The sequence below is a fragment of the Corynebacterium pseudopelargi genome (assembly GCF_003814005.1).
Taxonomy (GTDB): Bacteria; Actinomycetota; Actinomycetes; order Mycobacteriales; family Mycobacteriaceae; genus Corynebacterium; species Corynebacterium pseudopelargi.
On record NZ_CP033898.1, the window covers coordinates 215345 to 229980 of the forward strand.

The 14636-nt window shown below is 58.1% G+C and carries 12 protein-coding genes, 1 tRNA gene and 1 pseudogene; 8 read left to right on the forward strand and 6 right to left on the reverse strand.

The window, feature by feature from the left end:
* Positions 1–2145: a YhgE/Pip domain-containing protein gene (locus tag CPPEL_RS01010; RefSeq protein ID WP_123959318.1), complete on the reverse strand. Its 2145-nt coding sequence runs from the start codon at positions 2143–2145 to the stop codon at positions 1–3.
* Complete coding sequence (locus tag CPPEL_RS01015; RefSeq protein WP_245990467.1) at positions 2142–2900, reverse strand: P-loop NTPase family protein; 759 nt, start codon at positions 2898–2900, stop codon at positions 2142–2144. The genes CPPEL_RS01010 and CPPEL_RS01015 overlap by 4 nt, the downstream gene beginning before the upstream one ends.
* Positions 2901–3165: 265 nt before the next feature.
* Here CPPEL_RS01015 and CPPEL_RS01020 point away from each other — a divergent pair, with 265 nt between their 5' ends.
* Genes CPPEL_RS01020 through CPPEL_RS11245 form a run of 4 tightly spaced genes read left to right on the forward strand, consistent with a single transcriptional unit; the run spans position 3166 to position 7759 of the window.
* Positions 3166–5388 carry a carbon starvation CstA family protein gene (locus tag CPPEL_RS01020; RefSeq protein ID WP_123959320.1) on the forward strand — a complete coding sequence of 741 codons (2223 nt, stop codon included), beginning with the start codon at positions 3166–3168 and terminating at the stop codon, positions 5386–5388.
* Positions 5385–5546 carry a YbdD/YjiX family protein gene (locus tag CPPEL_RS01025; protein ID WP_123932974.1) on the forward strand — a complete coding sequence of 54 codons (162 nt, stop codon included), beginning with the start codon at positions 5385–5387 and terminating at the stop codon, positions 5544–5546. Before CPPEL_RS01020 ends, CPPEL_RS01025 begins: the two co-directional genes overlap by 4 nt.
* Before the next feature lie 39 nt (positions 5547–5585).
* The gene (locus CPPEL_RS01030; RefSeq protein WP_123959322.1) at positions 5586–7160 is read left to right on the forward strand and encodes a Na+/H+ antiporter NhaC family protein; all 1575 of its coding nucleotides are present in this window, start codon (positions 5586–5588) and stop codon (positions 7158–7160) included.
* A complete protein-coding gene (locus tag CPPEL_RS11245) occupies positions 7157–7759 on the forward strand; it encodes a DUF998 domain-containing protein (protein WP_123959324.1) in 603 nt (200 codons plus the stop codon). The genes CPPEL_RS01030 and CPPEL_RS11245 overlap by 4 nt, the downstream gene beginning before the upstream one ends.
* Here CPPEL_RS11245 and CPPEL_RS11390 read toward each other — a convergent pair.
* Together CPPEL_RS11390 and CPPEL_RS01045 are read right to left on the reverse strand one after the other, a co-directional pair.
* A pseudogene (locus CPPEL_RS11390) lies at positions 7751–8278 on the reverse strand (alpha/beta fold hydrolase); the annotation flags it as partial. The gene CPPEL_RS11245 and the pseudogene CPPEL_RS11390 sit on opposite strands and share 9 nt — an antisense overlap.
* 51 nt (positions 8279–8329) lie before the next feature.
* Positions 8330–8403: transfer RNA gene (locus CPPEL_RS01045), tRNA-Gly, on the reverse strand.
* A 61-nt stretch (positions 8404–8464) separates the two neighbouring features.
* Here CPPEL_RS01045 and dcd point away from each other — a divergent pair.
* The 4 genes from dcd to CPPEL_RS01065 all read left to right on the forward strand — a co-directional run bounded on the left by dcd (position 8465) and on the right by CPPEL_RS01065 (position 12125).
* Positions 8465–9028, forward strand: coding sequence for a dCTP deaminase (gene dcd, locus CPPEL_RS01050; RefSeq protein WP_123932982.1), 564 nt, complete (start codon positions 8465–8467; stop codon positions 9026–9028).
* A 4-nt stretch (positions 9029–9032) separates the two neighbouring features.
* On the forward strand, positions 9033–10259 hold the full coding sequence (locus tag CPPEL_RS01055) for a UDP-glucose dehydrogenase family protein (RefSeq protein ID WP_206423907.1): 1227 nt from the start codon (positions 9033–9035) through the stop codon (positions 10257–10259).
* A gap of 99 nt (positions 10260–10358) precedes the next feature.
* Positions 10359–11966 (forward strand): sodium-dependent transporter, encoded by a 1608-nt coding sequence (locus CPPEL_RS01060; RefSeq protein WP_245990468.1) that lies wholly within the window; start codon positions 10359–10361, stop codon positions 11964–11966.
* A complete protein-coding gene (locus tag CPPEL_RS01065) occupies positions 11967–12125 on the forward strand; it encodes a methionine/alanine import family NSS transporter small subunit (RefSeq protein WP_123932984.1) in 159 nt (52 codons plus the stop codon).
* Positions 12126–12191: 66 nt separating this feature from the next.
* Here CPPEL_RS01065 and CPPEL_RS01070 read toward each other — a convergent pair whose 3' ends face one another.
* The gene (locus CPPEL_RS01070; RefSeq protein ID WP_123959328.1) at positions 12192–13370 is read right to left on the reverse strand and encodes a YibE/F family protein; all 1179 of its coding nucleotides are present in this window, start codon (positions 13368–13370) and stop codon (positions 12192–12194) included.
* Positions 13371–13383: 13 nt separating this feature from the next.
* Positions 13384–14631: a pyridoxal phosphate-dependent aminotransferase gene (locus CPPEL_RS01075; protein WP_123959330.1), complete on the reverse strand. Its 1248-nt coding sequence runs from the start codon at positions 14629–14631 to the stop codon at positions 13384–13386.
* Between the last annotated feature and the right edge of the window lie 5 nt (positions 14632–14636).

Below are 14636 nucleotides of genomic sequence, written 5' to 3' on the forward strand. Positions count from 1 at the left end.
CTAGATATTAATGGCTGGGTGCAAGCGCTTCATTGTCCAGGTGCGGTCGCGGCGTGCACCCAGCGCTGTGGCCGTCAGGCAGCCGGCCAGCACCAGCAGGAGCACCACAATGGCAATGGGCAGGCGCTCATCGAGGGATCCGTAAATGAGCTGACGGAAGCCATTGACGGTGTAGGTCATGGGGTTGACCGGGGCGAAGAACTCAACAATCTTCGGTTCTGTCTGCACCGGATAAAGGCCACCGGAGGCGATGATCTGCAGCATGAGGAAGGCCATGGCCGCAACCTTGCCTGGTCCAGGCCCAAGCAGCACGTTAAACATTTGGTTCAGTGCCGCAAATACCACCGCGACCAGGATGGAGAAGAGCCAGAGTGCTACCGGGTACACCGGGTTGAGGCCAACGCCGAAGATGGTCACCAGGAACACTGCCGTTGCTTGCAGGGTGACGATCAGCGCTGCCGGCCAGAGGCCATCGAGTGCGGCGCGCAGTGGGGCAACGCCGCTTGCTACTGCGCGTGCCTGCATGGGGCGAAGCAGCAGGAACACGATGATGCCACCGATAAACAGCGCCAGGGAGAAGAAGAAGGGTGCAAGGCCTGCGCCGAAGGTGTTCTCGCCGGCATCATTGCCCGAGGTGAGCATCACCGGCCCGCCCACCACGGTGGCGGTGTCGAGGCGCTGCTGTTCATTCCACTGAGGCACCTGGCGGGCACCTTCGGCGAGCTTATCGTGCAGCTCGCTGGAGCCATCTGCAAGCTGCTTGGCGCCATCTTCTGCCGTGACCATATTGGTGGCCAATTCACCGGCACCGGCATGTAGCTGGGTGATGCCAGTGGAAAGCTCATTGGCGCCGGTAGAAAGCTGGGTTGCGCCCTGGTTTAGGGCCAGTGCGCCTTGGTTTAAGGCCTGGGCACCATCGTTGAGTTGTTTCACACCATTTTGCAGCTCGCCGAGTTTGCCTGGCAGTTGCTGGGTGCCCGAGCGTAGCTCTTCTACGCCGCCACGAAGTGGGGCGTTGGGATCAGAGAGTTGATAGGCCAGTTGTGCTGTGCCGTCGGAAAGCTCGCGGATTTGGGCGGTGTAGATGGAATCCTTGCCCAGGGCATTGGTGTCGATGGCAACGGCAAGCTGATCAAGCTGATCTGCCAGAAGGTTGGTTTGGCGGCCGGGAATAAGGCGCAATTGGCGGGCAATATCGCGGGCCGTCTCAGAGTTTAAGGTTTGCAGCTCGGTTACTTCATCGGCCTTGGCCTGCAGGGCCTGCACACCATCGTTGATGGCGGAAGCGCCCTTGCCTGCTTGATCGATGCCGCCGGCGAGTTCACCAACGCCACCAGTCAGTGCGCTGAGTTTTCCAGTGGCCTCATCTACCGCGGCGTTTAACTGTGCGGTGCCGCCAGCAAGTTGCCCTGCGCCGTTGGCCAGCTTCGAGGTGCCGTCGGAAAGCTCATTGGCACCGGCGGCGAGTTTCTTGGAGCCGTCTTCGGCATCGCCAAGTTTGGTGTTGAGCGTATTGGCACCGTCGGTGAGCTTTACTAAGCCGCTTTCGAGGCTGTTCGCGCCGTTTTCGAGCTTTCCGGCGCCTTCGGCTGCCATGCGCAGGCCCGTGCCGGCATCCACGACGCCTAAGAGGATCTGATCAACCACCTGGGCGCCCAGCTCATCGGAGACAACCTGCAACAGCTCGCGCATCGCATTTTGGCCGATCAGGGTAGAGAGATAGCCATTGGCGTCGTTGTAGGTCACGCGCAATTGGGCTTTTTGGGGGTCATCGGTGGTGGGGGAGGCTACTGCCTGGGAGAAATTCTCAGGAATCTCCAGGGCGAAGTAGTATTCGCCGTCTTTCACGCCCTTGGAGGCATCCTCAGCCGAGGTCTCGGTCCAGGTCAGCTCTTTATTTTCGTGGAGGGCTTTGACGATCTGATCGCCGGCTTCAAGCTCTTTGCCCTGCACGGTGATGCCCTTATCGGAGTTCACCAATGCGATGGGCAGCTTGCTTACGTTGCCAAAGGGGTTCCAAAACGCCCAGAGGTAGAGCGCGGAGTACAGCAGTGGCATCAAAATCACTGCGACGATGGCCACGCGCGCGAGTTTTGCTCGTTTGAATCGGCGAAGTTCCGTGCCGATGTGGAATCCGGAAATCATTTCTCGTCCTTATGGTGGCGGCCGGTGTTCTCGGGCTGGAGGTGGCCTTCGTCGGTAAACAGTTCAATCTGGTGGTGCTCTACGCCCTCGACGGGGTTCACGGCATTGAGCACGACGGGGATCTTTTCTGCGATTCTTTGCAGCGAGTGCAGCAGCACCAGGCGATCTTCTTGTTCGCGAACCTGCTCAAAGTCGTCCATGACCAGCATCTTGATCTCGGCCCCATTGGCGGGCTTTAAGGCAAGGCAGATGCGCAACAAGATGCGATCCAGGCTGGAAAGTTGTGAGATATACACATCCAGTGGTGGTAGATCGCGGTGGCCAAATACGAAGGAACAAAGCTCGTCGCGGTAGGCCTCATCTGCTGGTTTGGTCCAGGAGATCCAGAGATTGGACCAAGCGCGGTGCTCGGTGAGGATCTCGTGAACCTTGACCGATCGGTCGAGGGCATCGATCGACTCAACGCCGGCGATGGCCACCATGTTGCGGATCTTTTTGGGCTCAGATTCGCCGAGGACGGTGATTTCGCCTTCGTTTACCTTCATGCGCCCGGAAATGGTGAGCGCGAGCGCGGTGCGGCCTGAACCGCCGCGCCCGTTGAGGATGGTGAGCCCTTCACCTGGGATTTCCACGTCGAGTGGGCCATATGCCGGGCCTTCCTCGCCTCGCACGGCAATGTCGTGGGCAACGACTGCCGGTTCTACCTCGACTGGGTCGCCGGAGGCTTCAACAGCGGGTTCAATTGCTTTTGCCAAGACCGTGATCTTTCTGCTGCTAGTACAGCCATTTGCGACCGTAAGTGAGTGTGTACCCTCCGGATAATAGGGCAAGCCGGAGTGTTTACAAAGCCGAAATGGTTGTTAAGTGGTCATTTTGTGTTGCGAAAGGCTATGCCATCAGAACTGAGAGCTAGATCATTTTCGCCTACTGTGTGTTCGCTAAAAAACACTAATCTTGAGGCTATACCACCTTCCCCTCGAAGGTGAACCCCTCAAATGTGGAGCCTAAAAGGAGGCGAATATGACCACCACAGTCAGCAGACCACCCAATCACGTGGAGCCTGAGCAGCTTGAACGTGACCATAGCACCTGGACACTCAAGAAAATTCTTCTATGGTCAGCCATCGCATTGCTCGGCGGCGTGGCCTGGGTGATGATCGCGATTGTGCGCGGCGAAACCGTCAACGGCATCTGGTTCGTATTCGCCGCGGTATGCAGTTACTTCATTGCTTATCGCTTCTACGCCAAATTCATCGAAGATAAACTCGTGCGCCCGGACGATTCCCGCGCCACACCCGCCGAATACAAAGAAGACGGCAAAGACTACATGCCCACCGACCGCCGCGTGCTCTACGGGCACCACTTCGCGGCGATCGCCGGCGCCGGACCGCTGGTTGGCCCAGTGCTTGCGGCACAAATGGGCTTTTTGCCCGGCACCATCTGGATCATCGTGGGCGTGATCTTCGCCGGCGCCGTCCAGGATTACCTCGTCCTGCACTTCTCCATGCGCCGCGGCGGACGTTCCCTAGGACAGATGGCCAAGGATGAACTCGGCCCCATCGGCGGCTATGCAGCAATCATCGCCACCTTGGCCATCATGATCATCATCACCGCCATCTTGGCCCTCGTGGTGGTCAATGCTCTTGGTGAATCCCCCTGGGGTGTGTTCTCGGTGGGTATGACCATCCCCATCGCGCTGTTTATGGGCATCTACCTGCGCTATATCCGCCCCGGTGCCGTGATGGAAGTATCGGTGATCGGCTTCGTGCTGCTCATCGCCGCCATTATCGGCGGTGGCTATGTGGGCTCCTCGGCGTGGGGCATTGAACACCTCACCCTCGAGCGCACCACCTTGGCGTGGGCTGTGATCATCTACGGCTTCGTGGCCGCCGTGTTGCCGGTGTGGCTCTTGCTCGCACCGCGCGATTACCTTTCTACCTTTATGAAGATCGGCACCATCGTCCTTCTAGCCATCGGCATCGTGGTGGTGCGCCCTGAGATCTCCGTGCCGGCAATGTCTGAATTTGCCTATCGTTCCGACGGCCCAGTCTTTACCGGCCCGCTGTTCCCCTTCCTCTTTGTCACCATCGCCTGCGGTGCGCTTTCTGGCTTCCACGCTCTGATTGCCTCTGGCACCACACCGAAGCTGGTAGAAAAAGAACGCCAGACCCGCTTCATTGGTTATGGCGGCATGCTCATGGAATCCTTCGTGGCCATCATGGCCTTCGTTGCGGCCTTGACGGTGGATCGTGGTATTTACTTCGCCATGAATGCAGGCCCCGGCGCCACACTTGGCACGGTGGAGGGTGCGGCAGCCTTTGTAAACTCCCTTGGGCTTAGCGGTGTGCATGTCACCCCCGATCAGCTTTCCGGTACGGCAGAGGCGGTAGGAGAGCACACCATCGTCTCTCGCACTGGCGGTGCTCCCACCCTTGCTGTTGGCATGGCGGGCATCATGCACCGAATGCTGCCTGGTCTGGATTTGATGAGCTTCTGGTATCACTTCGCCATCATGTTTGAGGCTCTCTTTATCCTCACCGCCGTGGATGCCGGCACCCGCGTTGCCCGCTTCATGCTCCAAGACACCCTGGGCAATTTCATTCCGAAATTCCAAGATTCTTCCTGGCGTTTGGGCGTGTGGATCACCACCGCAGTCATGGTTGCCGGCTGGGGCGGCATCTTGGTGTTGGGCGTGACCGATCCGCTTGGCGGCATCAACACCTTCTTCCCGCTTTTCGGTATTGCCAACCAACTGCTCGCAGCCATCGCCCTGGCCGTGTGCTTGAGCATCGCCGCGCATAAGGGCCGTGTGAAGTACCTGTGGATCATCATCGTTCCTTTGCTTTTCGACGTAGTGGTCACCGTCGTAGGGTCCTATTACAAGATCTTTTCTTCAGACCCAAAGATCGGCTACTGGGCCAACCACTTCAAGGCTAAAGAGGCCTTGGAATCGGGTGCCCAAAGCTATGGCACCGCCAGCTCTCCGGAGGCGATCGAAGCCGTGGTGCGCAATACCTTGGTGCAGGGTTCGCTTTCCATCCTCTTCGTGGTGCTTACCTTGATCGTGGTGGGAATCTCCGCCTTGCGCACCATCCAGGCGATTCGCACGAAGAAGATCGTGGATCACGATGATCCCTATGTGGAATCCCAGATCTACGCACCTGCAGATCTTGTGCCCACCCACTCCGAGCGCGAGCTTGAAAAGCAGTGGAAGCAGTACAAAGAAGCAAAGGCGAGGTCATGATCAAATTCCTCAAAGGCGTGATGGGTGCAGATAAATATGAGCGCTATGTGGAATTCCACGAGCGCTCCGGTTGCACCCATGCGCCAATGAGCCGCAAAGAGTTTTGGCGCGAGCACTACAAGGAACAAGACCGCAACCCAGGGGCGAGGTGTTGTTAGGGGTAATCTAATTGCGAAAAACCACACAAGGAGCATGACATGGTCGAAGCCCACCCGGTGCTAACAATTTTGCCACCGATCATCGCCATTACCTTGGCGATCATTACCCGCAAGGTGCTGTTAAGCCTTGGCCTCGGCATCATTGCCGCCGGCATCCTGCTGGCCAACTTTGCCCCGGGGGCTTCGATTGCCAATGTATGGAATGCCTTTGCCGCCAACTTCTATAGCGAAGGCGAAATCAATACAGGCTCCATTTACATCATGGTGTTCCTCTTGCTCCTTGGCGTGATCACCGCCCTGATCTTGATGAGTGGCGGTTCCGCAGCCTTTTCGGATTGGGCTGCCTCAAAGATCAAAAGCCGCAGGGGAGCCCAGGGCCTTGCAGTGCTGTTGGGCATCGCCATCTTCATTGATGATTACTTCAATGCACTTGCCGTGGGTCAAATTGCCAAGCCTGTGACCGATAAATACAGGGTGGCCCGCGCCAAGCTTGCTTACGTGATCGACTCCACCTCTGCTCCGGTGGCGGTGCTGGCACCCTTTTCCTCTTGGGGCGCATCCATCATCGGCCTGCTCGCCCCAGTGGTAGCGGCCTCGGCCTACACCGGAAGCCCCATGCAGGCCTTCCTCAGCGCCGCTGCCGCGAATTACTACGCCATCGGTGCTGTGATCTTCGTGCTGCTGGTGGTGTTCTTCCAAATCGATATCGGCTCCATGCGCCGCGAGGAGTACCGCGCCATTGCCAAGGGCGAAACCTTCTCTGCAGAAGACGAGATCCCCGGCGAGCTCTCCGAGGATCTGCCGGTGCATGATCCAGGCAAGATCCGCGCCCTGGTTATTCCCTTCATCGTCCTCGTCGTAGGCGTGGTGGGCACCATGATGATCACCGGTGGCCTTGAAGGTGGCTCCTGGTCTTTGCTGGACATGTTTGCCAACACCAAGGTCAATGAGTCGCTGATCATCGGCGGCACCTTGGGCACCATCGCGGCACTGGCCTGCTACATCGCCGTAACCCGCCAGAACCCCGATTTCCACGCAGGTGTGCTCGGACGCGGCGTTGCAGGTGGCGCAAAGTCCATGATGCCCGCCATTGCCATCTTGTTGCTGGCATGGACCTTGGGCAGCCTCATCGGAGAGCTCGGCACCGGCAACTACCTGGCCTCCCTGGTAGAAGGGGCAAATGTTTCGGTGAACTGGCTGATTCCTCTGATGTTCCTCATCGCAGGCTTCATGGCCTTTTCCACGGGCACATCCTGGGGCTCCTTCGGCCTGCTCATTCCCATCGCAGGTGAGATCATGGTCTCGCTGAATGAGCCAGACTTCCTCGTACCGGCCATCGGTGCAGTGCTCGCAGGCGCGGTGCTAGGCGATCACTGCTCACCGATTTCCGATACCACCATCTTGTCGTCCACCGGCGCTGGCTGCTCGCACATCGTTCACGTGGCAACCCAGTTGCCCTACGCACTCATTGGCGGCACCGCGGCGCTGCTTGGTTATGTCACGCTGGCGATCACTTCCTCTGCTGGCATTGGGCTCATCGTCACCCTGCTGAGCCTGCTGGCCTTCGCGCTGATTGCCAATAAGATGACCACCACGCTGGAGCATTCCGCTTGAGTGCTCGTGCGTGGCTGATCGCGGCGGCCATAGCCTATAACTCCTGGATCCTAGGCCCGCTGCTCAACCCAGCCCTCGATGCGCCTTTGGTGAGCGAACTCGCCGCCACCGGCCAACCTTGGGCATGGGTGTTCCGGGCGGGCGATCTGCTCGCGGTGTTGTTGCTGCTTCCCACCGTGCGCAAGGGCCATGTATTTTGGTGGCTCTTTTTGCTCTCCACCGCGGTTGAAGCAACATTCCCGCTCCACTGCGTTTCCCAATTCACCTCTGATGAACTGCTCAGAAGCGCTGCGTGCATGACGCCGAGCGCCTGGGCTCATGAGGTGAGTTCTACGTTCGCAGGCATCGGATCGATCGCCACCGTGATCTTCGCATGGCGCGCCGGGCACAAAGGCAGGCTCTTGGGCGCTCTCCACGTTATTGCGGTGCTGGTGCTCACTGCGGCGATTGTGCTTCAGCTTCCCGGCACCTTTGTGTTACAGCGCGTATCCATCATGGCGCTGAGCCTGTGGTGGATCTTCGCGTATGAGCGCAGCGATGGCTTCGGGCCGATCAAGCATCAAGCGGTGCGATCCCTGCATAGGCACAAAGAGCGCTGATAATTGCTGGGCTTGGCGGCGAAGTTTCCGCACCCAGCGCCCCGGCCTGCAAGCGTATGCGGCAATCACTACGGTTCGGGTGCGTAATGGGTGGCTGCGCTGTATCTCGCGTAACTCATTGGCCCAAAAGGAATAGGATCGCCACTCCTGCACGATTGCGCGCAAGGTGGCATGGGGGATGAGTTTTTCAATAGGTATGTGCAAGCACGCTTTTCGACGCTCCTCGTAGCTCCCATCCACCAAGATCAATCGAGTAAAGCGTTCGGGGTGCAGGCGGCAGGCGGCTTCGCCGATAAACGAAGCCATCGAGTGCGCCACAAGCTTTGCTCGTTCGATGCCGTGCGCATCCATCTGTTGCAGTAGCGATAGAACCTGATCTTCTAGATGAAATGCTTGCCCGGAGCCAAGGCGATCAAAGGCATAGGAGTGCGGCAAAAAGCTTCGAAGCTCGTCCCATGCGCTTGCAGGGATGGCCAGCCCGGGGAGTAAGACTACGGGGATCTTATGGTGATGATGCATTGCTTCTCGGGCCTACCCCAGGTGAGTGCGTGTTGTTTCACGCGAGTGAAGTGGAGCCGGCGACGAGAATCGAACTCGCGCTCTCAGCTTGGGAAGCTGATGTTCTGCCATTAAACTACGCCGGCGCTGGGTTCACTTTAGCACTTCGAGGTGAGACTCTGATAACCCTGCACTACACTGCAAATCGTGCTGTATTCCGACCACGACATCAAAGAGGCCATCGATGCCGGTGACCTCAAAATTGAGCCCTTTGCCCCCGAGCTGATCCAGCCTTCTTCGGTGGATGTGCGCATGGACCGCTTCTTCCGCGTGTTCAATAATTCGCGTTATACCCACATCGATCCGAAGCAGCAGCAAGATGAGCTGACCAGTTTGGTTGAGGTGGCCGAAGATGAACCCTTCGTGCTGCACCCTGGTGAGTTCGTGCTTGGTTCCACGCTGGAGAAGTTCACCTTGCCTGCTCATATGGCAGGCAGGCTTGAGGGGAAGTCTTCTTTGGGGCGTCTTGGTTTGCTTACGCACTCAACTGCGGGATTCATCGACCCCGGCTTCTCCGGCTACATCACTTTGGAGCTTTCCAATGTGGCAAATCTGCCTATCACCTTGTGGCCGGGCATGAAGGTTGGACAGCTCGCGCTGTTTAAGATGACGAGCCCGGCCGAGGTTCCTTATGGTTCTGGGGCTTTGGGCTCGAAGTATCAGGGGCAACGAGGCCCGACACCGAGCAAGGCTTACTTGAACTTTAGGTAAAAATATGCGAATCAGCGTCATTGGATGCGGTTACCTTGGAGCTACACATGCGGCCTGTTTGGCGGCGTTGGGCCATGAGGTGGTCGGCATCGATGTCGAAGAAGCAAAAATTCAGACTCTTCGATCCGGAAAAGCGCCCTTTTATGAACCCGGCTTGAACGAGTTGTTACAGAAAAACAACGAGAGGCTGCGTTGGAGCACTGAGCTTGCCGACGCAGCCTCTTGCTCTATCCACTTCCTCGCTGTAGGAACCCCCCAAGGCCAACAAGGCCTCGACCTGAGCGCCCTCGAATCAGTGGTGCGTGGGCTTGCAGGGGTACTGCAGGGTGAGGATCACTTGATCGTTGGCAAATCCACCGTGCCGCCCGGCACCGCGGCGCACTTGGAATCGCTATGCGATATTGAAGTGGCTTGGAATCCTGAGTTTTTAAGGGAAACCCGCGGCGTGGAAGATACGCTGCGACCAAGCCGCATCGTCATCGGTGCCCGCACTGCCCGAGCAGATCAGCTCCTGCGTGAACTGTGGGCCGTGCCCATTGGGCGTGGCTGCCCTGTAGTTTCGTGTGATCGCGAAACAGCAGAGATGGTCAAGCTGGCCTCCAATGCTTTCTTGGCCACCAAGCTGAGCTTTATTAATGCCATCGGAAACGTGTGTGTAGAAGTAGGTGCGGATACCTCCACTTTGGCCAAGGCCATGGGCTTGGACCCTCGTATTGGCCAGAAGTTTATGCACGCCGGCTTGGGCTTTGGTGGGGGATGCTTGCCAAAGGATATTCGTGGCCTTGGACATATTGCCGAAGAAGTGGGCGCCACCTCTGCTGTGGGGTTGCTACGCCATGTAGATGCAGTCAATGCTCGCCAGCGCCAGCGCGCCATCGAAGGTTTAGGCGATGTGCGCGGCAAGCGTGTGGCAGTGCTTGGCACCGCGTTTAAGGCGGGCACCGACGATACTCGCGATTCGCCAGCAATTGATGTGGCTTCGCAGATCAAAGCAGCCGGTGGCACACCATGTAGTTATGACCCGATGGCACCGTGTGACGTCGATAAGCTCGAAGCAGCCCTACGCGGTGCGCATGGTGTGGTGATAGCAACTGAGTGGCGAGAATTCGCCATGATTGATCCGGCGTGGGCCAGGGGGCTTGTGGTGGAACCACTGGTGGTGGACGCTCGCGGAGTGCTGGATAAAGGCGCCTGGCAAGCCGCCGGGTGGAAGGTGGTCAGACTCGCCTGAGTAAATAACCAACGCGAGATTTGGGCTTTGCTGCATCTTTGCGCTTAGATTTCAGCAGACAGGGCACACCCTCAGCCCTGGGCAAAGGAGCAAGCAACAGTGTCTAAAGCACGTGAAACCTTCGCCGGACGTTCCATGTTCATCTTCGCCGCCATCGGCTCGGCGATTGGACTCGGTAACATCTGGCGATTCCCCTATATCTCATACGATAACGGCGGCGGCGCCTTCCTCTTTCCCTACGTCATCGCCCTGCTGACTGCTGGTGTGCCGGTGCTCATCCTCGACTACGTACTCGGGCACCGTTTCCGCGGCTCGGCGCCACTTGTCTGGCGTCGAATTTCCAAGCGCACAGAAGCAGTGGGTTGGGTGCAGGTAGGCATTACCTTCATCATCGCCGTCTACTACTGCGTGATCCTCGCGTGGGCTGCCATGTACACCTGGTACTCCTTCAAGCTGAGCTGGGGTGAAGATCCCAACGCCTTCTTCTTCGAGCAGTACCTCCACGCCGATACCACCTCCCTGAACTCCACTGAGGTGATCTGGCCAATCTTTATCGTGCTTGGTGTTGTATGGCTTGCACTCACCGCCGTGATGGCGATGGGCGTGCGCAAAGGCATGGGTTTGCTTTCTCAAATCTCCGTGCCGGTGCTGATTCTGCTCTTCTTAATTCTTGTGGTGCGCGCCTTGTTCCTCCCCGGTGCCTCCGTGGGCCTCGAGGCATTTTTCACCCCCGATTGGTCGGCGCTGTTTAACCCGCAGGTATGGATGGCCGCCTATGGCCAGATCTTCTACTCGCTGGCTATCGCCTTCGGCATCATGATGACGCAGGCCTCCTACCTCAAGCGCCGCTCAGATATCTCCGGCCTTGGCGCAGTCGTTGGGCTTTCCAATTCTGCCTTCGAGGTGCTCGCCGGCATCGGCGTGTTCGCCACCTTGGGCTTTATGGCCGCAAGCCAGGGAAGCGCGGTAGATGAGGTTGTCAGCTCCGGCATTGGCCTGGCCTTTGTGGCCTTCCCAACCATCATCAACGCGATGCCAGGCGGCCCCTTCTTCGGCGTGCTGTTCTTCGGCTCACTCTTCCTCGCTGGTTTCACCTCACTGGTCACCATCGTGGAAGTAGTCGTTGCTGGCATCCAAGAAAAGCTCCACCTGGGTCGCCGCCGCGCATCGGTGCTCGTATGCATTGCCTGCGCCATTCCGTCCATGGTGTTCTTCCCCGTCACCACCGGCCTTGCCACCTTGGACATTGTGGATAAGTTCGTCAACGTGGTGGGCATCGTCTTTATCGCGCTGGTGTCCATTGTGCTGATCGGCTGGATACTCAAGCGCCTGCCTGAGCTGCGCGCCCACGTCAATGCCGTTAGCTCCATCCGCCTTGGTCGCTGGTGGGATCTCTCGCTGATGGTGATTACTCCCATCGTGCTGGGTACCACCTTCGTGCTGGAGGTAGCAACGTTGCTCAGCGAAGGCTATGAGGGCTATCCAAGTGGCAAGGTCCTGATCTTTGGCTGGGGCTTGGCTATCTTCCTCTACGGCGGGGCGCTGATTATGTCGAAGATTCCGTGGCCAAAGGGCACCATCGTCGATGGTCCGCCGCAGGGAGACTTCGGTGTTCCTCTAACGGGTAAGGGCGCGCCTTTTGGCCAGCATCTGGATAACCCCTATGAGTCTTTGAATGAGCGTCGAGCACGATTGGAGCGCAAGTAAATGTCGACAACAACAATCGTGGTGATGGTGCTCTACCTCGCAGTGGTGTGGGGTTTGCTGCTGGTTGCTGCAATCCACTTGGCTCGCACTGATGACGAGGCGATTGGAACACTAGGCGCCGCTGATCTTGATGATCTCCCCCAATACACACGCACATAACGCAACAACAGCCCGGGCTTCGGCTCGGGCTTTTGCTTTTCGACGAACCCCTGTACCCGCTGAGTTCTATGGCCTAGCCCTATGCCGCGCGTGGCGAGGGGCTTTGTGTTCTCGGGGCGTAGTCCAAGCGGCAATCAAGGTGGTGATGGGGACGGCAAGCGTGAGCGCCAAGATGCCGATCGCTGAACGCAGCAACTCGGTGGCCATGACGTCGCTGGTGAGTGTCTGCGACAGGGAGCGTTCAGAAAGGCTGAGGAGTAACAGCAGCGGCAAAGATGCGCCGGTGTAAGTCAGAACCAAGGTGTACATCATGGAGGCGATATGATCTTGCCCCACCTTCATGGCGCCAAAGAAAAGGCGCAGGGGACGTGCCTTGGGGTCTAGGGAGGAAAGTTCTTGCACCGTGGATGCCTGCGCAATAGTCACGTCATTGAGCACTCCCAAGGCGCCGATAATAAAACCGCACAGCATGAGCCCCTGAATAGATACTTCCGGCAAATACAGCAGGACTTGGAGGTTATCCTCCTGGCCCAAGCCGCGAACATGCGTGTGTTGGAGCGAAAGCTGCGCCAGGGCTGCGGCAACGCATAGGGCTGTCAACGTTCCTGCTAATGCGGAAGCGCTTTTCCAATTCATGCCGTGCACAAAGAAAACGGCGAGCAGGAGGATCACTGAGCCGCTGAGCAACGCCACGGCTGCCGGATTGGTGCCATTGGCAAGCGCCGGCAGGGTGAAGATCGCCACCACCGCCATTGCCATAACCAGGCCAATGATTGCGCGTACCCCTCGCCATAACGCAAGGGCACTGACAGCGGCGATGGTCAGCAGCGCCCATAGCAGCAGCGGGGTATCACGTTTGAAATCCACGAACGCGAGCTGCTCATTGAGCAAGATGTGTTGGCCTACTTCAAGATCCGGCTCGCCGGGGGTTCCGGTGTTCAGGATTAAGGTTCTGTCGCCGTCTGCGAGCTCGGCAATGACCCAGGTGCAATTGGCGTCTTGGCCTGGAATGTGGCGCGGTGAGGTACTAAAACGCTGACCCACCTGATCGCTGGTGCAACTGCCCTCGGTGACGGCGACGACGGTGGCGTCGACAAGCTTTTGCCCAAGGCTGAATGTTTGGCTAAAGCTCGGGGCAACTTCGGGGGCCGTGCGTGGCCAAAATACGACGAGGCCAATCGCGGTGCCGAGCGTGCAGCAAAGAAGAAAGATGATGAGCAAGCGCTGGGGTAGGGACTTGCTCATTGGCTGATGCTCCTTATTGCTTATAGTCGGCGAGGAAGTTGCCTAGGCGGTCCAGAGCCTCGGAGAGCTGGGAGGCCCAGGGGAGGGTGACTACTCGGAAGTGGTCGGGCTTATCCCAGTTGAAGCCGGTGCCTTGCACCATCAAGATTTTTTCTGCGCGCAACAGATCCAGCATGAGCTGGGCGTCGTCATGAATATCATAGTAGTTGAGATCGATTTTCGGGAAGGCGTAGAGCGCGCCCATGGGCTTCACACAGCTAATGCCAGGGATCTGGTTCAGCTTCTCGTAAGTGACATTGCGCTGTTCGGTCAAGCGGCCGGAGGCGGAAGTGAGATCATAAATCGACTGCCTACCGCCTAATGCCACCTGGATGGCGTGTTGGGCTGGAACATTGGGGCACAAGCGAGTACCGGCGAGCAAGTCCAAGCCTTCAATAAAACCGCGTGCATACTGCTTGGGACCAGTCACCACCATCCAGCCGGCGCGGTAGCCAGCCACGCGGTAGGCCTTAGACAAGCCGTTGTAGGTGATGCACAGCAGGTCGGGTGCCAGGGTGGCAATGGAGATGTGCTCGGCATCGTCATAGAGGATGCGATCATAGATCTCATCAGCAAGAATCAGCAGGTCATGCTCGCGGGCAATGTCCACGATCTGCTGCAGCACCTCGCGCGAATACACCGCACCCGTGGGATTATTCGGGTTAATCACCACGATGGCCTTGGTGTTTTCATTTACCTTAGATTTGATGTCCTCGATGGAAGGGTTCCAATCGTCTTCTTCATCGCACAGGTAATGCACCGGCTTACCACCGGCCAGGGAAGTCGCGGCCGTCCACAGGGGATAGTCCGGCTTGGGAATGAGCACCTCATCGCCGTCGTTGAGCAAGGCCTGGGTGGTCATGGAAATCAGCTCTGACACACCATTGCCCAGATAAACGTCCTCCACGTCGAAGGAGGGGAAGCCGGGGATCACCTCATAGCGAGTCACAATGGCTCGGCGCGCAGGGATGATGCCCTTAGAAGTGGAATAGCCCTGAGAGGTGGGCAGCGCGGCGATCATGTCGCGCATAATCACATCGGGTGCCTCAAAGCCGAAGACGGCGGGATTACCGGTGTTGAGCTTTAGAATGCGGTGCCCGTCGAGCTCCATGCGCTCGGCTTCCGCCGTCACTGGTCCGCGAATCTCATAGAGCACATCTTTTAGCTTCTCGGACTGGTCAAAAGTGCGGCGAATGCGACGCTGGTTCTCGTTGCTGCTCATTCCCA